Annotated in this window: 18 protein-coding genes; 13 read left to right on the forward strand and 5 right to left on the reverse strand. The window is 46.3% G+C overall.

Going from position 1 to position 19,163, the window contains the following annotated elements:
- Positions 1–2 precede the first annotated feature (2 nt).
- The 4 genes from cstA to BMZ28_RS04375 all read right to left on the reverse strand — a co-directional run bounded on the left by cstA (position 3) and on the right by BMZ28_RS04375 (position 4,508).
- On the reverse strand, positions 3–2,063 hold the full coding sequence (cstA, locus tag BMZ28_RS04360) for a pyruvate/proton symporter CstA (protein WP_074820967.1): 2,061 nt from the start codon (positions 2,061–2,063) through the stop codon (positions 3–5).
- Positions 2,064–2,656: 593 nt separating this feature from the next.
- The gene (fldA, locus tag BMZ28_RS04365; protein WP_047780629.1) at positions 2,657–3,172 is read right to left on the reverse strand and encodes a flavodoxin FldA; all 516 of its coding nucleotides are present in this window, start codon (positions 3,170–3,172) and stop codon (positions 2,657–2,659) included.
- A gap of 123 nt (positions 3,173–3,295) precedes the next feature.
- On the reverse strand, positions 3,296–3,583 hold the full coding sequence (gene ybfE / locus BMZ28_RS04370) for a LexA regulated protein (RefSeq protein WP_047780630.1): 288 nt from the start codon (positions 3,581–3,583) through the stop codon (positions 3,296–3,298).
- Between the two features lie 175 nt (positions 3,584–3,758).
- The gene (locus BMZ28_RS04375) at positions 3,759–4,508 is read right to left on the reverse strand and encodes an alpha/beta fold hydrolase (protein WP_047780631.1); all 750 of its coding nucleotides are present in this window, start codon (positions 4,506–4,508) and stop codon (positions 3,759–3,761) included.
- A 96-nt stretch (positions 4,509–4,604) separates the two neighbouring features.
- On the opposite strand from BMZ28_RS04375, the gene seqA reads away from it, so the two are divergent.
- A complete protein-coding gene (gene seqA, locus BMZ28_RS04380) occupies positions 4,605–5,123 on the forward strand; it encodes a replication initiation negative regulator SeqA (protein ID WP_074820970.1) in 519 nt (172 codons plus the stop codon).
- Between the two features lie 43 nt (positions 5,124–5,166).
- A complete protein-coding gene (gene pgm, locus BMZ28_RS04385; protein ID WP_074820973.1) occupies positions 5,167–6,810 on the forward strand; it encodes a phosphoglucomutase (alpha-D-glucose-1,6-bisphosphate-dependent) in 1,644 nt (547 codons plus the stop codon).
- Positions 6,811–6,948: 138 nt separating this feature from the next.
- Here the strand turns inward: pgm and BMZ28_RS04390 are convergent, their stop codons facing one another.
- Positions 6,949–7,377 carry an EamA family transporter gene (locus BMZ28_RS04390; protein ID WP_047780634.1) on the reverse strand — a complete coding sequence of 143 codons (429 nt, stop codon included), beginning with the start codon at positions 7,375–7,377 and terminating at the stop codon, positions 6,949–6,951.
- Between the two features lie 222 nt (positions 7,378–7,599).
- Here BMZ28_RS04390 and BMZ28_RS04395 point away from each other — a divergent pair, with 222 nt between their 5' ends.
- The 11 genes from BMZ28_RS04395 to fbpC all read left to right on the forward strand — a co-directional run bounded on the left by BMZ28_RS04395 (position 7,600) and on the right by fbpC (position 19,147).
- On the forward strand, positions 7,600–7,812 hold the full coding sequence (locus BMZ28_RS04395) for a hypothetical protein (protein WP_047780635.1): 213 nt from the start codon (positions 7,600–7,602) through the stop codon (positions 7,810–7,812).
- Positions 7,809–8,168 carry a hypothetical protein gene (locus BMZ28_RS04400; RefSeq protein ID WP_047780636.1) on the forward strand — a complete coding sequence of 120 codons (360 nt, stop codon included), beginning with the start codon at positions 7,809–7,811 and terminating at the stop codon, positions 8,166–8,168. Before BMZ28_RS04395 ends, BMZ28_RS04400 begins: the two co-directional genes overlap by 4 nt.
- Before the next feature lie 131 nt (positions 8,169–8,299).
- Positions 8,300–8,500 carry a DUF2517 family protein gene (locus tag BMZ28_RS04405; RefSeq protein ID WP_047780637.1) on the forward strand — a complete coding sequence of 67 codons (201 nt, stop codon included), beginning with the start codon at positions 8,300–8,302 and terminating at the stop codon, positions 8,498–8,500.
- 205 nt (positions 8,501–8,705) lie between these two features.
- Entirely contained in the window at positions 8,706–9,656 is a 951-nt protein-coding gene (locus tag BMZ28_RS04410; protein ID WP_074820975.1) for a YbgA family protein, read from the forward strand.
- Positions 9,657–9,680: 24 nt separating this feature from the next.
- Positions 9,681–11,114 carry a deoxyribodipyrimidine photo-lyase gene (phrB, locus tag BMZ28_RS04415; RefSeq protein WP_074820977.1) on the forward strand — a complete coding sequence of 478 codons (1,434 nt, stop codon included), beginning with the start codon at positions 9,681–9,683 and terminating at the stop codon, positions 11,112–11,114.
- A 110-nt stretch (positions 11,115–11,224) separates the two neighbouring features.
- Complete coding sequence (locus tag BMZ28_RS04420) at positions 11,225–11,854, forward strand: response regulator transcription factor (protein ID WP_047780640.1); 630 nt, start codon at positions 11,225–11,227, stop codon at positions 11,852–11,854.
- Positions 11,855–11,857: 3 nt separating this feature from the next.
- Positions 11,858–13,408: an MASE1 domain-containing sensor histidine kinase gene (locus BMZ28_RS04425; protein WP_074820980.1), complete on the forward strand. Its 1,551-nt coding sequence runs from the start codon at positions 11,858–11,860 to the stop codon at positions 13,406–13,408.
- A gap of 96 nt (positions 13,409–13,504) precedes the next feature.
- A complete protein-coding gene (gene uhpC, locus BMZ28_RS04430) occupies positions 13,505–14,827 on the forward strand; it encodes an MFS transporter family glucose-6-phosphate receptor UhpC (protein WP_074820983.1) in 1,323 nt (440 codons plus the stop codon).
- A gap of 61 nt (positions 14,828–14,888) precedes the next feature.
- The gene (locus tag BMZ28_RS04435) at positions 14,889–15,920 is read left to right on the forward strand and encodes an ABC transporter substrate-binding protein (protein WP_047780643.1); all 1,032 of its coding nucleotides are present in this window, start codon (positions 14,889–14,891) and stop codon (positions 15,918–15,920) included.
- Positions 15,921–15,987: 67 nt separating this feature from the next.
- Complete coding sequence (locus BMZ28_RS04440; RefSeq protein WP_074820987.1) at positions 15,988–18,066, forward strand: ABC transporter permease; 2,079 nt, start codon at positions 15,988–15,990, stop codon at positions 18,064–18,066.
- Between the two features lie 16 nt (positions 18,067–18,082).
- On the forward strand, positions 18,083–19,147 hold the full coding sequence (gene fbpC, locus BMZ28_RS04445) for a ferric ABC transporter ATP-binding protein (RefSeq protein ID WP_074820990.1): 1,065 nt from the start codon (positions 18,083–18,085) through the stop codon (positions 19,145–19,147).
- Positions 19,148–19,163: the final 16 nt, after the last annotated feature.

Raw genomic sequence — 19,163 nt, forward strand, 5'->3', positions numbered from 1 at the left:
AGTTATTGTATTGATGCTGGAAATGGTTGGTAAGGCACTTCATTCGCCGTTGGTTGAGGATTAGCCTTGGCTTTGAAGGCCGTACGCAAACCGAAAACCACCACGCTGAGCATGACCAACATAAAGAGGATGGTCAGTCCGGCATCTAATTGGTTGTTGAATATCAGCGCGCTCATTTGATCGAGTGATTTAGCCGGAGCCAGAATTTCACCCTTATCCAAGGATGCCTGATATTTATTCGCCAGAGCCAAGAAGCCAACGCGCGGGTTAGCATCGAATACTTTCTGCCATCCGGCGGTGAGCGTACAAACCAGCAGGAAAATAGTTGGGATCACGGCGACCCAGGCATATTTTTCTCGCTTCATTTTGAACAGCACTACTGCGCACAGCGTTAGGGCGATAGCCGCCAGCATCTGGTTAGCAATACCGAACAGCGGCCACAGGGTATTGATTCCACCTAATGGGTCCACAACGCCTTGATAGAGGAAATAACCCCATGCGGCAACACACAGCGCTGTTGCTGTAATGTTGGCAACAAAAGAGTCGGTACGTTTCATTGAAGGGACAAATGTTCCTAGCAGGTCTTGCAGCATAAAACGTCCTGCTCGGGTACCTGCATCCACCGCGGTCAGAATAAACAAGGCTTCAAACAGGATAGCGAAGTGATACCAGAATGCCATCATGGTTGGGCCAGTAATCTGACTCAGGATATGTGCCATACCCACAGCCAAAGTAGGAGCACCTCCGGCACGGGAAACAATGGTGGTTTCCCCAACGTCTTTGGCATATTGAACCAGTACGTCTGGCGTAATGGTAAAGCCCCATGAACTGACAACGGTAGCCGCAGATTCAACCGTTGGTCCTAATATTGCTAATGGGCTGTTCATCGCAAAATAAACGCCAGGGTCGATAACTGAAGCCGCTATCAATGCCATAATGGCGACAAATGACTCCATCAACATACCGCCATAGCCAATAAAGCGGGCGTGGCTTTCATTCTCTAACATTTTGGGCGTGGTACCTGAGGCGATCAGGGCATGGAAGCCGGAGATTGCACCGCAGGCAATAGTAATAAACAGGAAGGGGAATAGATTGCCTGCCCATACCGGACCAGTACCATCAATAAATTGGGTGGTGGCTGGCATCTCTAGTTTAGGGGCAATAATCACGATACCAATGGCCAAGCCAACGATGGTGCCAATTTTCAAGAACGTTGACAGGTAATCACGGGGTGCCAGCAGCAACCAGACGGGTAACACTGAAGCAATGCCACCATAGATAATCAGTGCCCAAGTGAGTTCTACCCCGGTGAGGGTAAAGAAGGGCGCTAGCGTTTCACTTTTAGCCACTTCTCCGCCATAGATAATGGCCAGCATCAGTAGCACAAATCCGATAACGGAAACCTCGCCGATTTTACCCGGACGAATATAGCGAGTATATACACCCATAAACAGAGCAATCGGAATTGTCACACCAACGGTAAATGCCCCCCATGGGCTGCTAATCAGAGCTTTAACCACGATTAACGCCAGCACCGCCAGTATGATAATCATAATCATAAAGGCGCCAAACAGGGCAATAACACCGGGCACTTGACCCAGCTCGGCTTTCACTAAATCACCCAATGAGCGACCGTCGCGACGAGTGGAGACAAACAACACCATAAAGTCTTGAACAGCACCCGCTAGCACCACACCGGCCAGAATCCAGATCATACCCGGTAAGTAACCCATTTGCGCTGCCAGAACCGGACCGACCAACGGCCCCGCGCCGGCAATGGCTGCAAAGTGGTGACCATAAAGAACATATTTATTGGTTGGGACGTAATCCAGACCATCATTGTGACGATAGGCTGGCGTCATACGAGTGGGATCAAGGCGTAATACTTTATTAGCAATGAATTTACTGTAATAGCGATAAGCAATTAAATAGACGGATACGGCAACAACAACAATCCAAAGTGCGTTGACCTTTTCACCATTGTTTAATGCAATTATAGCGAGCCCACAGGCGCCAAGAATAGCGATTGCAAACCAGATAATATAGGATGCTATGCTGCGCATAGACGCTCCTCCTCGTTATTTAAGAAGATAGATATAAAATTGAATTCACGTATTTAGCATGCCGAATGCATATTTATTATAAAGAAATCATAATAATAGAAAGTAAATCTATTCAGGCATGGCAATAAAACAATGTCAGCACTCCGTCAGATATTATATTATCTCTATGATGTTCCTCTTTATTTATGATCGCGAATGCCTGTCACCCGATGAGGGCTGCATGCAGTGTATTTGCCGTATGATGTATTTATATAGTTGAAATTCTTTTAATAAACCTATTGCCAATATTAACTGTTAATTTACTAATGGAATTTAACAATTAACAGAGTAAAAATGAGCTATAAGCTTTTATAGTGTATCAACAGATTTAGAATATGAGTTTGCACTTGCTCACAGGTTAGTAAAATTTTTGATTTAAATCGGCCAATGAAAACCTTATATATTCTGAGGTAATGGCAAATGCTAATAATTAGAAGGGGATACATTGGTTGGATATAATAACCACCAGATACTCTCTGGTGGTTATTATATATTTGATTAATTCTGAATATAGACTACGGGCTTAATATGTCGTACAAATAATAAAAAATAAATCAGGCAAGATTCATTTCATCAATAATTTGTTTAACCCATGCGGATACACGCTCAGAGGTCAATTCAGGTTGACGATCTTCGTCAATGGCTAAGCCGATAAAATGGTCGTCATCCGCTAAGCCTTTAGAGGCTTCAAAATGGTAGCTGGCGGTTGGCCAGTTGCCAACAATCGTTGCGCCATGTGGTTCAATAATATCGCGAATAGTGCCCATTGCATCACAGAAATATTCTGCGTAGTCTTCCTGATCGCCACAGCCAAAGATAGCAACCAGTTTACCTTCGAAATCGATCTCTTCCAGCGTTGGGAAAAAATCATCCCAGTCACATTGTGCTTCGCCGTAGTACCAAGTCGGAATACCCAGTAGCAGAGTATCAAAGCGTTCGATATCTTCTTTACTGCTTTTGGCGATATCGTGAATTTCTGCGACCTCTTTACCCAGTTGCTTTTGGATCATTTTGGCAATGTTTTCAGTATTGCCAGTGTCGCTACCAAAGAAAATACCTACGGTTGCCATTGTGTATTACACCTTTATAAATATTAATCAGTCGTATTCAATAATATAACATTGTTGACGTTGGTTGGCATCGTTAATCTGTGTCAACCAACATCAGTGATAGAGGGCATATGGTGATTTTTATCATCGCTTACTCGTCGTTTTTTTATACTCATTTAACAGCAGTAATTCGACCAGTTCGCTGCGGTTGATCCCTTGTTTAGCCGAAAGCTCATCAATGATATCAACGGCGTCTTGCGATAGTTTCAATTCAACGCGTTTTAAGCCGCGGACTCTATCACGGCGCAACTGATTACGTTTATTGATTCTCAGTTGTTGATCGCGGGATAACGGGCTGGTTTTAGGTCGCCCCGGTCGACGCTCGTCAGCGAAAAGATCCAGCGTGGTACGATCTAATTGTTCTTTTGCCATACACTCAAAACACATCATCAGATAAAGATAAGACTAACCGACCCGTTTAGTCGCCCCAGCAAAACTGAAATTTCACGCGTTAGCGTGGCAGCGGATAATAGCGCAGTAGAATCCGCCCGCCAATGGCTAAACTGGGTTATCCGCTAAATGTTGGTTGAATTTCAACCGAGTTAGCTCAATTTTGCAAAAATTTGCGAATAATCCGTATAACGTGTTGAGGTTTTTCGGCATGAACCCAATGCCCACAGCCGGCAACCACGTAGGCTCTGGCCTGTGGAAATTGATGGGCAATGGCAGTGCGATAGCTATCCTGAATATAGGGGGATAGCTCACCGCGAATAAAAATCACCGGCTTATTCCATTCTGGCACTGTCTGCCAGCCAATAATATCCCCATAACGCTGCTGCAATACCGGCAAGTTGAAGCGCCACTCTCCAGCATGAAAGGATTTGAGTAAGAATTGAATAACACCTTCATGTAAGTTTAATTGGCGCATAATTTCCGATGCTTCAGAACGTTGCTTCACTCCTGATTGGGTTACGGCATTTAATGCGGCAAAAACATCGTCATGGTGACTTTCCTGATAGGCAACGGGGGCAATGTCGATAACCACTAATTGCTTAATTAACGCAGGGGCTAATTCGGTCAGCTTCATCGCCACTTTACCGCCCATCGAGTGGCCTACCAGCGTGATATTCTCCAGTGCCAGCTCGTTCAACAGGGTAAGCAGGTCTTCTGCCATGACCTGATAATCCATCTCTGATGAATGGGGGGAAAGACCGTGATTACGCAAGTCAACTTGTAGGATTTGGTAATCTTGCTGTAGGTCTCTGGCCAGAACGCCCAGATTATCTAAACTGCCAAACAGGCCGTGAATAAGAACGATAATCTGACCATTCCCTTGAAGGCGATAGTTTAATTTCATAACAATGTCACATATTCAGTTGCTTTACGTTAGAGTATCACGATACGAACTTGTATAATTACCAAGAACACTCTGAAAAAGAATTATAGGACAAAGATGAAAACTATCGAAGTTGATGAAGAGCTTTATCGTTATATCGCCAGTCATACCTTACATATTGGCGAAAGCGCTTCTGAAATTTTACGTCGGATGCTCAAGCTGGCACCGGTAGTGGCCGAAAAAAATGAAGAGGCAGTTGTGGTGCCGGAAGTGGCAGCTGCGCCGGTCGATCGTGTTCATAAGGTTCAGAAGCTGCTGAGTTCCGCAGACTTCAAAGAACAGAAAAAAGCCGTGGATCGTTTTTTGCTGATACTGTCAACGTTATATCATGCTGATAAGCAAAGTTTTTCTGAAGCTACCGAATCACTGCACGGCCGTACTCGCATCTATTTCTCTCATTCGCAGGAAACGCTGCTAAAAAATGGTCGTCATACCAAGCCTAAAAGCATACCGGAAACCCCTTATTGGGTTATCACCAATACCAACACCGAACGTAAACGCAGCATGATTGTGCAGATTATGTCTGCGATGCAGTTTACTGCGGAACTGAGTGAAGAGATTTGTTTGACGATCTAGTTTTTAATATAAATTTATTTAATTAATTATCAGGGAGAGTCTAATGGCAAATGATCCACGAGCCGGGCAGTTAGCGCGGCAAAGTGATTTGATTAATATACCTCAGCTGATAGCTGAGTATTATGTTTTACAGCCTGACTGTGAGAATCCTGCGCATTCTGTCAAATTTGGCACCTCTGGTCATCGTGGTAGCGCCGGTAGACAAAGTTTTAATGAAATGCATATTTTGGCCATTGCTCAAGCTATCGCTGAGAATCGCGCGATCAATGGTATTACCGGTCCTTGTTTTGTGGGTAAAGATACCCATGGTTTATCTGAGCCAGCTTTTGTTTCCGTGTTGGAAGTGCTGACCGCAAACGGCATTGATGTGGTGATTCAGCAGAGTAATGGCTTCACGCCAACGCCGGTTATTTCCCATGCCATCCTCTGTTATAACCGTGAGGGGAAAGCGTCCGCTGACGGTATTGTGATTACGCCTTCCCATAATCCACCGGAAGACGGTGGGATTAAATATAATCCACCGAACGGTGGACCGGCAGATACCAATTTAACCCAATGGATTGAAAATCGAGCCAATGAGTTATTAGGTAATAAATTGCAGGGTGTTAAACGGCTGACGATGTCGGCAGCACAGCAAAGCGGACATATTCACGCTCAGGATCTCGTTCAACCTTACGTTGAGCAATTGGTTCACGTGGTTGATATGCCCGCCATTCAGCATGCTGGGCTATCGATTGGCGTCGATCCGCTGGGGGGAGCCGGTATTGAATATTGGCAGCGTATTGCTGACTTCTACCGCCTGAATCTAAAATTGGTGAATGACGCAGTTGATCCTTCTTTCCGTTTTATGCATTTGGACCATGATGGTGCTATTCGGATGGACTGTTCATCCGAATGGGCTATGGCGGGTTTATTAGCGCTTAAAGGTAAGTTCGATTTGGCCTTTGCCAATGACCCTGATTATGATCGCCACGGCATCGTGACGCCGAAAGGGTTAATGAATCCGAATCATTATCTTGCGGTATCCATTGATTATTTATTTCAGCATCGTCCTCAATGGGGCAAAGATATTGGTGTCGGTAAGACACTGGTATCCAGCGCAATGATCGATCGCGTGGTTGCCAGTCAGGGGCGTAAGCTGGTGGAAGTCCCGGTTGGGTTCAAGTGGTTTGTCGACGGATTATTTAATGGTTCTTTAGGATTTGGTGGTGAAGAGAGCGCCGGCGCTTCTTTTTTACGCTTTGATGGCACGCCATGGTCAACGGATAAAGATGGCATCATTATGTGTTTACTGGCAGCTGAAATTACAGCGGTGACGGGTAAGAATCCTCAGGAACACTATGAACAGCTCGCTCAGCGTTTTGGTGCGCCGAGTTATAACCGGATTCAGGCTCCGGCTACCCATGCACAAAAAGCCATTTTGTCTAAGCTATCCCCTGAAATGGTCACGGAAGATACATTAGCCGGGGATAAAATTACCGCGCGCCTGACTACTGCGCCAGGAAATGGTGCGGCGATTGGTGGTTTGAAAGTGATGACGGATAATGGTTGGTTTGCCGCCCGACCGTCAGGCACGGAAGAAGCCTATAAAATTTATTGCGAAAGTTTTTTAGGTAAACAACACCGTGAAAAAATTGAGCATGAAGCGGTAGAGATTGTTAACTCAGTATTAGCTAATGCCAAATAAGTTGGGTTAGTGTCTGAGAACAGGGTGCAGCATGAGTAACATCCTTTAACCATCAGCACGACCATGGTTGTTTAAATCCGGTGCGTTAGATTATAACGCGCCGGATTTTCATTTCAGCTTGGTGTAAATCGTTAACCGCTAGCCTAATGCCACCAGCAGCGCACCAACGGAAATTAAGCCGATGCCAATGCCGGTGAACAATGTCACTTTTTCACCAAACAAAATAACCGCGAAAATCACGGCAAAAACGACGCTGAGTTTATCTATTGGAGCTACCTGAGAGACGGTTCCATACTTGATAGCCATAAAATAGAATAACCATGACAGCGCGCCAGCGATGCCGCTAAAAATAATAAACATCAGCGCCTTGCGATCGGCGAGAATCTCGCTGACTAATTCTAGCTTCCCCTGAACCACAACCACACCAACCAGAAAAATCGCCATCACAATCGAGCGAATGGCTGTAGCGGTATTGGCATCCAGATGCTGCAAACCTATTTTGCCAAATATAGCGACGAATGCGGCGGTAATTGCCGATAACAGCGCATAGATAAGCCAGGTACTCATTTTTTGTCCTTTATTGTTTTCTTGCTGTGATTCATAGATGAATAACCTTAACGATAATAAGACTAATTCTCAATGCCGGGCAAGCTGTAACGAATAGAAAACGTTAATTAAGTATGCCCGTTGTTTATTTGAATTAATGCCGCAATTTTATTATCTGCAACTGGAGTAGGAGGCGTTAGCTGATTATGTTACGTGAATCATTAATCATACTAAGGATAAACCATGACAGGACGACCTAAGATCAATGACCAACAGGCGCTGTTTTTACAGCGTAATATTTATCAACATCTGCATAATACCGTATTGCAGGCGGCGCTAACGGGAATGGATGAGGTCACTACCAGTAGAACAGTGGTGCAAAAAATAGTACAGCAAATGGTCGATGATAAAGTTTCCGCCAGCATTCAGACAAACCCTGGTAGGTCGCCGCGATGACAACATGCGAATCTCAACTCTATTTTACTCATCAATTTATCAACATGTTGACGGATGGTGTTAATCGTTCAGTCATTAATCTTGACTGGATCCGACAAACGCTATTACCGAATATTCAGCGTTACCCTCATCAGGGGCGATTGTTTCTTAACCGAACTGCCACCAATAGTGATAACCAACGTCTGAGATGGCAGCTTGCTCAGCGATTTAACTGCTATGAGCTGAGAGAGATGAGTGAAAATGGTTGGCTGATACTCTACTTAAATGAGTTACCTCGCGTTTATTTATTGGCGTTAATCCCGTTATCTTTATCCGACAATCAGGATTTTGAGAGTGAATGGCGAGAGGCTGATTAATAATTTGATAATAACTGGTCGGATCAGTTGAGTGTATCTCTGCAATGCGTTAAGATAAAAAGTATATTGAGTCATCACATTAATCACATTGCGATTGATTTTGTCGATCTGTTTATAAAGGAGGGCATGCTATGTACCAGAGATATCCGCTCTACCGAATTGTGTTGCGCCGGATGGGCGTTATTTTACTGGCGTTTGTAACACTGCCATTTATGGTGTTTCGTCATGATAAAAGTCGCTATTACAGCTACTTGCACCGAGTGTGGAGTAAGACCAGTACTAAGCCTGTGTGGTTATCTCTGGCAGAAAAGGCCCCAAAAGATTTTTATTAATCGCCTGATAGATAGTCTGCTTTAAACGTGAGAGTTATTACTTTAATAAACCCCTGATAATGTCAGGGGTTTATTTTTGATAGCTGTTTTTTAATGTAAGGATGACGCCAGAGTTATTATTAGCTGAAGCTAATCAACATTTTTAATATCGTTCTATACTCTATTTCAATCGGTTAACCTATTATGACTCAGGATGATTACCGCGATGAACGGAAAGATTCCCATCGGTGTCAGCGCTTGCCTGCTGGGTGAGCAAGTTCGTTTTGATGGCGGACATAAACGTTTCGATTTTTTGTGTGACGATTTGGCTCCCTACGTCGATTTGCAACCAATTTGCCCAGAGATGGCGATAGGCTTGCCATCCCCACGACCGGCATTGCGCTTGATTCAACAGGGTAACGATATTTCGCTGGTAACCAGCCGAGATAACACTATTGATTATACCGATAAAATGCAGGCATTTTCTGTGGCAAAAGCTCCGCAGCTTAGCCAGCTAAGTGGATTTATCGTGTGTGCCAAATCTCCCAGCTGTGGTATGGAGCGCGTGTCGGTTTATTCGCCAAAGGGCGATTCGGCACAAAAGCTAGGGGTTGGCTTGTTTACCGCTCAACTGATGAAAACGCTACCTTGGCTTCCGGTGGAAGAAAACGGCCGATTGAACGATCCACTGCTGCGGGAAAACTTTATTATCCGTATTTTTGCCCTTAGGGAACTGAATCAGCTTTATGCATCTGGACTAAGTAAAGGGGCACTGATTGCTTACCATAGCCGCTATAAGCTATTACTCTTGGCGCATTCACAGCCGGAGTATCGCAAAATAGGGCCTTTTGTCGCGGCGATTGATCAGATGCCAATTGAGGCGTTTTTTTACGCCTATCGGCTGCAATTGATGCAGCTATTGGCCAAGCCAGCAACCCGACAGAATCACACGAATGTCTTGCAGCATATTCAAGGGTATTTCCGACGTTATTTAACGGCAACACAGCGACAGGCGTTGGCCGAATTAATCGATCGTTATCGGTTAGGAACCCAGCCGCTGTTAGCGCCGATTACGTTGTTGAAACATTATCTGGCGGAGTACCCGGATACCTATCTCAGCCAGCAACGCTATTTTGATCCTTATCCGGAAGCGCTAAGATTACGTTATGGTGTTTGAACACAATATTAAGGCAGGCCACTAATGGCAACCCATTTGGTATGGTTTAGAAATGATTTACGCATAACGGATAACACCGCATTAACCGCTGCCTGCCAGCATCCTTCCGATCGCGTTATTGCACTATATATCGCAACGCCTCAGCAGTGGCATCAGCATGATATGGCGCCGGTACAGGCCGGGTTTATTTACTCTAATCTGTGTACGTTGCAACAATCCCTTGCGGCGATTGGAATCCCTTTGTTAGTTCTTGAGGTGAATGATTTTGGTGGCATTGCAGCAGCGATAGCTCAGGTATGTCAGCAACATCAGGTCGATGCGCTTTTTTATAATCGTCAGTATCCGCTGAATGAGCGTCGGCGAGACCAGTCAGTGGAACTGGCATTATCTTCCTCGGTGGTTTGCCATAGTTTTGACGATGCCTTACTGTTTCCCCCAATGTCTATTCTGACCGGGAAGGGGGAGATGTATCAGATTTATACGCCATTTCGCCATGCCTTGATTCACCATTTACAAACCAAGCTGCAACCGGTGCTACCCGCGCCGAAACAGCGTGGGGGGGAAGTTAATACGACAGATATCCCCCCGTTTAATTATCCGCTTGATTCACACGATGCGTTTCCCGCCGGTGAACAGCCAGCCTTGCAACGTCTAAGACGATTTTGTCGTGAAAATGTCATGGATTATGAACGTTATCGGGATATTCCAGCACAGGATATGACCAGTCGATTATCGCCCTATTTGGCGATTGGCGTGTTATCGGTTCGCCAGTGTTATCACCGTTTACTCGCTGAATCTGCTGATTTCCTGCTGCAACCGCAGTCTGGTGCATTTGCCTGGTTTAACGAGTTGGCGTGGCGTGAGTTTTACCACCATCTGTTGGTGGCTTGGCCAAAATTATCGATGAATAAGCCTTTTATCGGCTGGACCGAGCGTATCCATTGGAACCCCAGTCACGATGATTTTCAACGCTGGTGTGACGGAGAAACCGGTTATCCCATCGTGGATGCGGCAATGCGTCAGATGAATCACACCGGCTGGATGCATAATCGGTTACGAATGATTGTTGCCAGTTTTTTAGTCAAGGATTTACTGATCGATTGGCGTCGTGGAGAACGCTATTTTATGTCTCGTCTGATTGACGGCGATCTGGCGGCGAATAACGGCGGCTGGCAGTGGGCGGCGTCCACTGGCACCGATGCTGCACCTTATTTCCGCATTTTTAACCCGACCACTCAGGGGAAAAGGTTTGACCCGCAGGGACACTTTATCCGTCAGTGGTTGCCCGAGTTAGGCGATGTGCCGGATAAATGGATACATACTCCTCATCAATGGTCGGAGAAACAGGGAAAGCCTATCGACTATCCAACACCGATAGTCGATCACGCCACAGCCAGAATAGCGACATTAGTGGCGTTTGAGCAGGCAAGAAAACCGCAGGCGATAGGGGAAGATTAAGGGTTATTGATGCTCAATTTATTTACCGCGTTAACAGTTTTATCGACATAATTTGCTATCCGCCAGAATAATGCACATTATGGCGTTTATTTGATTGTTATAACGCAGATATGATTAAGATTGCTCTGATTGATGACCATATTGTTGTGCGCTCCGGTTTTGCACAGCTACTCTCTCTGGAAGAGGATATCCAGATTGTTGGTGAGTTTAATTCTGCTGCTCAAGCATGGCCGTATTTACTGAAGGGAGGCTGTGATATTGCCATTCTCGATATCTCTATGCCTGATGAAAGTGGTCTGAGCCTACTGCGGCGTATTCGTCAGGTCAATGCTGATTTCAAAGCGATTTTTCTGAGTATCTATGACACTAACGCCTTTGTTAAGAATGCGGTTGATGCCGGAGCATCGGGCTATTTGACTAAGCGCTGTGGCCCAGAAGAGTTAGTTAGGGCTATACGCACGGTTTATGGCGGCGGTTTTTATCTGTGTGCCGATGCGTTAAAAGCGTTAAGGCAAACGGCGGTGGTGCCTAAAGAACTGCAAATGCTAACGCCGCGAGAAAAAGAGATCTTTGACCTGCTGATTAACGGATTAAGCGCCAGAGAAATTGCGGAAAAGCTTAATCTAAGCCATAAAACCATCCACGTACATCGGGCTAATATTCTGGCCAAGCTCCACTGTGACAGTATTGTCGAACTGGTGCACTTTGCGCTTGAACATCAGTTGCTTACCGAGAAATAACCCATGTCGCGGCTAAGTATTCTGCATTCAACCGGATTGAATCTGTTTGTGATGCTCAGCTTTTCTCTTGGTTGGATAGCGTTATGGGGCATCGGTTATTACCTGAATAATGATACGCAGTTAGCGGTGTTGATGTTACCCCAGGCCTGGGCATTAACGCTGTTGGTTCTGATCCCCAGACGTTTCTACCCGGTAGTGCTGTTATCCTGCTGTGCCATTATTCTCTGGCTATATTATGAGCGTCTGATCGACGCCGGTGTGGTGTTGCTGTCGCCTTGGTTAACGCTCTTGGCGGCGATGGTGACACGGCGTTTCTGGTACTATTTTACACTTTACTGGCAGCGTCTATTAATGCTGCTGGTGGCGGTAACGGGCAGTACCATTCTGCACGGACTATTGATTGCACCATGGCTGGCGGTGACTCCCGGTGAAACGCTACTGACGACCTTTACCGGTGGCGTATTGTTAACGCCATTTATTTATCTGCTGTATGAATACCTGAAGCAACAAAACCTGCAAACATTACTGCCGTTGGAGCATATTTCTCCGCCGTTAAAAACATCATTACTGATGTGGAGTTCACTGTTTTTTGCTATCGGTATTAGTATTCAATTGGTATTAACTCCTGAAATTGAACGCCTGCTGCTGATATTTATATTTTTACCGAATGTGTTTATGGCCTATCGATTTGGCTGGCAGGGAGGCGTACTCGCCACCATGCTGGGTAGCGTGTTATTGATTGCTACTCGCCATGCCAGCGGTGCTGACTATAATCCGATGGAGCTAAAACTGTTTTTGTCGATTCAGGCCTTGCTCAGTTTAGGATTAGGTATTGCCGTGAGCCGCCAGCAACAGTTGGTTGAGCGTCTGGAACGTTATCGCCACCAGTTGGAACGTGAGCTGGATACTCGTCGCCAGCTCACTGAACAATTGGTGCACACCGAAGAACAGGTTCGTAAGGACATCGCCCGCGAGTTACATGATGAGATTGGGCAGAATATTACCGCGATCCAAATTCAGGCGGCTATCGTTAATAAAACCACCACTTCAGCGACCTCCCTGCAATCAGCGCAGAAAATCACCGATCTTAGCCAGCGTATTCATCAGGCAACGCGCCAGTTACTGCATCAGCTCCGACCGCCGGTGCTGGATGAGATGTCGTTGCAGGATGCACTACGGCACTTGGCGCAGGAATTTTCGTTCGATGAACGCAACATTCATTTTGAGTTGGATTACCGCATTGAGGGTATTCAGCTTAATGATACGGTGATGTTTACCCTTTATCGTTTGGTACAGGAACTACTGAATAACATTAATAAGCATGCCCAAGCGAAAACTATCCGTATCGCGCTGTATCAGCAGGATCAACATACTACGGTATTGGAAGTCGAGGATGACGGTATCGGTATTCCTGAACAGGTAGATGGCGGATTTGGGCTGCTGGGTATTGAAGAACGAGTACGGGCGTTGGGCGGTCATTGGCTACTGTCTCGCCATCGTGGAACCCATATAACTGTTAACTTGCCCACAAATCCAACAAAAAATGACCTGTAACTAGGAATTTTTCCTAGTTGATTAAACGGTTGTCTCATTCATTTCAATAATGATTTACATAAACTGCCCAATATTCAGAGGGCACTGAGGCGCGATATGTCATTGAGTGATGCACAGATACAGCAACGATATCGTTACTGGCGTCCAAGATTGATGCTGTCAATGATTGTCGGTTATGCCGCTTTCTATATGACGCGCAAAAGTGCCAATTTCGCGATGCCGGTAATGCAGTTGGATCTTGGTCTGACCAAAGACGATATCGGCCTGATGGGAACGTTATTCTATCTGGCCTACGGTTTGTCAAAGTTTGCCTGTGGCATGTTAAATGATAGCCGCAATATGCGCTGGTTTATGGGCGTTGGGCTATTGATAACCGGGGTATTGAATATTCTGTTTGCCTTCAGTTATTCGTTGCCGGCGTTGTTATTAATTTGGACGCTAAATGGATTTTTTCAGGCATGGGGTTGGCCTCCCTGCGCTAAGGTGTTGACTCGCTGGTATTCGCGCCGAGAGAGGGGGTTTTGGTGGGGATGTTGGAATATGTCCATTAACCTTGGTGGTGCGGCTGTTCCTCTGTTATCGGGGTGGTTGGCGGTGAGCTATGGCTGGCAGGCTGCGATGTTTGTTCCCGGTGTTATCGGAATCATTTTAGGGTTATGGCTATGCTGGCAGCTACAGGATAGCCCGCAACAGCTGGGTCTACCTTCGGTGGGGCAATGGTTTAACGATCCGTTAGAACTACGGCAGGAACAAGCTAGTCCTCCCGCGCCGATTTTGCAGATTTTTCGTCAGGCCATATTGTTTAACCCCACTATCTGGCTGTTGGGCATTTCCTACGTTTTAGTTTATCTGGTGCGAATTGCATTGAATGATTGGGGCAATATTTGGCTAGCAGAAAGCCATGGTATCGGGTTGTTGAGTGCCAATATGACGTTGTCACTTTTTGAACTCGGCGGTCTTGCCGGTGCACTTTTTGCCGGTTGGGGCTCCGATCTTCTGTTTCGAGGCCAGCGGGCACCGATGATTTTGCTGTTTAGTATTGGCTTGTTTGCTTCGATGGCCTGTTTATGGCTCTCGCCAATCCATCATTATGGATTGTTGGCAGTGGGTTTCTTTAGCGTGGGTTTCTTTGTTTTTGGTCCGCAAATGCTGATTGGACTGGCGGCAACGGAATATACCCATAAAGATGCCGCGGGCACGGTAACCGGATTTCTTGGGTTATTTGCCTATTTAGGTGCTGCACTTGCCGGTTGGCCGCTGGCGCAGGTGTTACAACTGTATAGCTGGTCAGGATTTTTTACTTTATTAACCCTGGCTACCGCCATGATTGGTATGTTGTTAATGCCATTACTGATGGTTGGTGTAGCTAAACACGATTTTAATGCTTCGGTACAACACAGTTCCGGGGCATCTGAGTAAACCAAAAATAACAAGTTGTATCGCGATATCGCAACCTGAAAACAACACAAGGATATACATAATGAAAAAAAGTACCCTGTCTGTTCTGATCGCAACGGGTTTAGCCGTTGCTACGCTGGCCACTGGTGCGATGGCAAAAGGTCGTCTGGTGGTTTATTGCAGTGCGATGAACTCCATGTGTGAAGAGGAAGTGAAAGCCTTTGGCGAAAAGTATGATGTAAAAACCTCATTTATTCGTAATGGTTCCGGCAGCACGTTAGCCAAAATTGAAGCAGAAAAGAAAAACCCGCAGGCTGACGTTTGGTATGGCGGTACTTTGGACCCGCATTCACAGGCCGGAGAAATGGATTTATTACAGCCTTACAAATCGCCTAAGCTGGCCGAGTTACTGCCACAATTTCAAGATCCGGCAACCCGTAAAGGCCACTATTCTTCGGCCGTTTATATCGGTATTTTAGGCTATGGAGTCAATACCGACCGTTTGAAAGAGAAAAATTTACCAGAGCCTAAGTGCTGGGCCGATTTGACCAACCCGGCCTATAAAGGCGAAATTCAGATCGCCGATCCACAAAGTTCAGGCACCGCCTATACCGCTCTGGCTACCTTTGCGCAATTATGGGGTGACGACAAAGCGTTCGATTATCTTAAAGCGTTAAATAAGAATATTTCCCAGTACACCAAATCAGGTATTGCTCCAGCGCGTAATGCTGCGCGTGGTGAAGCGACGATTGGTATTGGCTTCCTGCATGACTATGCGCTGGAAATTGAAAAGGGTGCGCCGATTAAACTGGTCGCGCCTTGTGAAGGTACCGGCTATGAGATTGGCGGCGTTAGCATCCTGAAAAATGCGCGTAACCTTGATAATGCCAAGCTATTTGTTGACTGGTCACTGTCGAAAGAAGCTCAGGAACTTTCCTGGAAGAAAGGGCAGTCCTATCAAATTCTAACCAATACCACCGCAGAAGCGGCACCAAACTCAATGAAGCTCAATGAGCTGAATTTGATCAACTACGATATGGATAAATACGGTGCTTCAGATATGCGTAAGGCACTGATTTCGAAATGGCTTAACGAAGTAAAAATGAGCAAATAATTAGTAATCACTTGCTAAATGGCTGCGGCAGGGTGCCGCGGCCCGTTTATCGCCATCGAGGATCGTTATGTCACACTCAATTACCCTGCATGCTCAGCGTGCATGGGATCCTATATTTTATTGGCTACTGCTGGTTGTCGCATCATTGGCGATGTTGCCAGGTTACACGCTGGATTATGGCCTGTTTGAATCATCATCGGATGAACTACTAAGCAGCTATATTTGGCATAGCGGTGGCATTGGCTGGCTATGGTTTCTGCCGCCGCTGCTGTTGTTTATTCGCCCCATTACGCCTCTTTCGCAGGATCACCGCCGTCGTCACCTGTTTGATGCCGGGTATGCGTTATTCTGCGTTCTGCTGACCGTTGTTTCATCCTGGTGGACACAACAGGGATTAGGTTGGGCGACGGTTCCACTGTTTTTTGCGCTGGGAGCGATTATCACGCTGGCCTGCGTTCGTCTGGAATGGATGGGCGGCGACCGCTTTGTGATGGGCTCGCTGGTTGCGATTGTCGGTTTAATTACCGTCTTTATCCTTTATCCAAGTATCGCTATTTTCGTACCGATGTTTAAAGATGACAGCGGTGATTTTGCACCGTTGCATTTTATCCAGTTATTAAGCCAATCCCACACCATTGAAGTGATTGTTAACTCGATTGGTCTGGCGGCGGCGGTTGGTGCCGGCTGTACTTTCTTCGGCTTAGTTTGTGCGGTTTACACCACGCGTATTGCTAAACGCTCTGCGTTTGTTAGCCGTATTTTCTCTATTTTACCTATCGTTACGCCGCCATTTGTTGTTGGTTTGGGGGTAACGTTAATGATGGGGCGCTCCGGCTATGTCACCAATTGGATGGTGACCTATATGGGGCTGGAAAATACTAACTGGCTGTACGGTTTCACTGGGATCTGGATTGCTCAGGTGCTGGCCTTTACCCCAATGTCATTTATGATTTTGGACGGGGCAATTAAAACCATTCATCCATCGTTGGAAGAAGCGTCCTATACCTTACGGGCTAATCGTTATCAAACCTTCTGTCGCGTTTTCCTGCCGTTGCTGAAACCCGCGTTAGCCAACTCGTTTCTGATCGTTATCGTGCAGTCGCTGGCCGACTTCAGTAACCCGCTGGTGTTGGGCGGTAACTTTGACGTGCTGGCAACGCAAATCTATTTCTATATCACTGGAGCACAGTTGGATTATCCGGCAGCCAGTACCTTGGGTGCTATTTTGCTGCTGTTCTCTCTGTTTGTGTTCTGTATCCAATATTTATGGATTGGTAAGCGTTCCTACGTCACCATTTCTGGCAAGTTCTCTCGTGGTGATGTGCAGCCGTTACCGACCACGTTACAGTGGGGGATTTCTCTAACCCTGTATCTGTGGATCGCATTTAACGTACTGTTATACGGCAGCATTTTCTACGGTAGCTTCACGGTGAACTGGGGTGTTGACTATACCTTGACGTTGGATAACTTCACCAAGCTGTTTGGTCAAGGCTTTAGCGATGGTGCATGGCCGTCACTGATTGATACCCTGATATTTGCCGGTATTGCCGCACCGATTACCGCCTTCTTTGGTCTATTGATTGCCTATATTGTGGTGCGTCAGCAGTTCCACGGTAAGAAAACCATCGAGTTTATTACCATGCTGTGCTTTGCCGTACCGGGAACCGTGGCGGGCGTATCTTATATTCTGGCCTTTAACAGTGCGCCGGTTTATTTGACCGGTACTGCGGTGATTGTGGTGATCTCTATGGTGATGCGTAACGTGCCGGTGGGTATTCGGGCCGGGATTGCCGGACTGGGGCAGTTGGATAAGTCACTGGATGAGGCTTCTCTCAGTCTGCGTGCTGGTTCACTGCGTACCATTATCTATATTTTACTGCCGCTGCTGCGTCCGGCGATTTTGTCCGCGCTGATATACAGCTTTGTGCGGGCAATGACCACGGTAAGCGCGATTATCTTCCTGGTAACGCCGGATACTCGCGTCGCCACCTCTTACATTCTGAATAGGGTGGAAGATGGCGAATACGGCATTGCGATTGCATACGGTTCTATTTTGATTGTGGTGATGCTGGCTATCATCCTGATATTTGACTATCTGGTTGGCGAAGCGCGTGTTGCCCGCTCCAAAGCAAAAACTACTGATTAATCACGGAGTGAATATCTTGAATACGACAAATCAACAAGCGAATACAAATTTTGTAGAGCTGAAGAATATTAATAAGAGTTTTGGTAAAAATACCGTGATTGATCGGCTGGATCTGGCGATTCCTCAGGGGCATTTAGTCACTCTGTTAGGGCCATCTGGATGCGGTAAAACCACCATACTTCGCTTAGTTGCCGGATTAGAAAAGCCAACCTCCGGCCAGATTTTTATCGATGGCGAGGACGTGACCGAGCGTTCCATCCAGCAGCGTGATATCTGTATGGTGTTCCAGTCCTATGCGCTGTTTCCTCATTTATCGCTGGGGGACAACATTGGTTATGGTCTGAAAATGCTGCGTTTACCGAAAGATGAAATTAATCAGCGGGTGAAAGAAGCATTAACACTGGTGGATCTGGACGGATTTGAAGACCGTTTTGTCGATCAAATTTCTGGCGGTCAACAGCAGCGAGTTGCTTTGGCACGCGCGCTGATACTGAAACCTAAGGTGCTGTTGTTTGATGAACCATTGAGTAACCTTGACGCCAACCTGCGTCGCAGTATGCGCGATAAGATTAGAGAGCTTCAGCAGCAGTTCAATATTACTTCACTGTATGTGACGCACGATCAGAGCGAGGCTTTTGCCGTTTCTGATACCGTGCTGGTGATGAATAAGGGCAAAATTATGCAGCTCGGTGAACCTAAGCAGCTTTATCGCCAACCGGCATCACGCTTTATGGCTAACTTTATGGGAGATGCCAATATTTTCCCCGCTGAGTTGTTAACCGATTGTGTGGATATTTTTGGCTATCGTATTGCACGTCCAAAAGAGTTTGGTCAACTAACAGGGCATTACACCGTAGGGGTTCGGCCAGAGGCTATTGCACTGGTTGAAAATGGTGAAGAGAGTCAGAAGTGCCAGGTGGTTAGCGTGGCTTATATGGGCCCTCAGTATGAGGTGTCCGTAGATTGGCATGGGCAGACCTTACTGCTCCAGGTAAATGCCATACAGTTAGCGCCGGAAGCTGGCGATCATTACTACCTGCATATTCATCCTCACGGGATGTTTATATTGCCGGAAGAATGAGGCTGTTTTGCCAGAT

Origin of the sequence: Pragia fontium DSM 5563 = ATCC 49100, assembly GCF_900112475.1 — a bacterium.
Taxonomy (GTDB): Bacteria; Pseudomonadota; Gammaproteobacteria; order Enterobacterales; family Enterobacteriaceae; genus Pragia; species Pragia fontium.

What these genes read in the sequence shown, in the direction of transcription:
- cstA (WP_074820967.1), bottom strand. Translation starts at nt 2,063, where the DNA reads ATGCGCAGCATAGCATCCTATATTATCTGGTTTGCAATCGCTATTCTT.
- fldA (WP_047780629.1), bottom strand. Translation starts at nt 3,172, where the DNA reads ATGGCAACCGTAGGTATTTTCTTTGGTAGCGACACTGGCAATACTGAA.
- ybfE (WP_047780630.1), bottom strand. Translation starts at nt 3,583, where the DNA reads ATGGCAAAAGAACAATTAGATCGTACCACGCTGGATCTTTTCGCTGAC.
- BMZ28_RS04375 (WP_047780631.1), bottom strand. Translation starts at nt 4,508, where the DNA reads ATGAAATTAAACTATCGCCTTCAAGGGAATGGTCAGATTATCGTTCTT.
- seqA (WP_074820970.1), top strand. Translation starts at nt 4,605, where the DNA reads ATGAAAACTATCGAAGTTGATGAAGAGCTTTATCGTTATATCGCCAGT.
- pgm (WP_074820973.1), top strand. Translation starts at nt 5,167, where the DNA reads ATGGCAAATGATCCACGAGCCGGGCAGTTAGCGCGGCAAAGTGATTTG.
- BMZ28_RS04390 (WP_047780634.1), bottom strand. Translation starts at nt 7,377, where the DNA reads ATGAGTACCTGGCTTATCTATGCGCTGTTATCGGCAATTACCGCCGCA.
- BMZ28_RS04395 (WP_047780635.1), top strand. Translation starts at nt 7,600, where the DNA reads ATGACAGGACGACCTAAGATCAATGACCAACAGGCGCTGTTTTTACAG.
- BMZ28_RS04400 (WP_047780636.1), top strand. Translation starts at nt 7,809, where the DNA reads ATGACAACATGCGAATCTCAACTCTATTTTACTCATCAATTTATCAAC.
- BMZ28_RS04405 (WP_047780637.1), top strand. Translation starts at nt 8,300, where the DNA reads ATGTACCAGAGATATCCGCTCTACCGAATTGTGTTGCGCCGGATGGGC.
- BMZ28_RS04410 (WP_074820975.1), top strand. Translation starts at nt 8,706, where the DNA reads ATGAACGGAAAGATTCCCATCGGTGTCAGCGCTTGCCTGCTGGGTGAG.
- phrB (WP_074820977.1), top strand. Translation starts at nt 9,681, where the DNA reads ATGGCAACCCATTTGGTATGGTTTAGAAATGATTTACGCATAACGGAT.
- BMZ28_RS04420 (WP_047780640.1), top strand. Translation starts at nt 11,225, where the DNA reads ATGATTAAGATTGCTCTGATTGATGACCATATTGTTGTGCGCTCCGGT.
- BMZ28_RS04425 (WP_074820980.1), top strand. Translation starts at nt 11,858, where the DNA reads ATGTCGCGGCTAAGTATTCTGCATTCAACCGGATTGAATCTGTTTGTG.
- uhpC (WP_074820983.1), top strand. Translation starts at nt 13,505, where the DNA reads ATGTCATTGAGTGATGCACAGATACAGCAACGATATCGTTACTGGCGT.
- BMZ28_RS04435 (WP_047780643.1), top strand. Translation starts at nt 14,889, where the DNA reads ATGAAAAAAAGTACCCTGTCTGTTCTGATCGCAACGGGTTTAGCCGTT.
- BMZ28_RS04440 (WP_074820987.1), top strand. Translation starts at nt 15,988, where the DNA reads ATGTCACACTCAATTACCCTGCATGCTCAGCGTGCATGGGATCCTATA.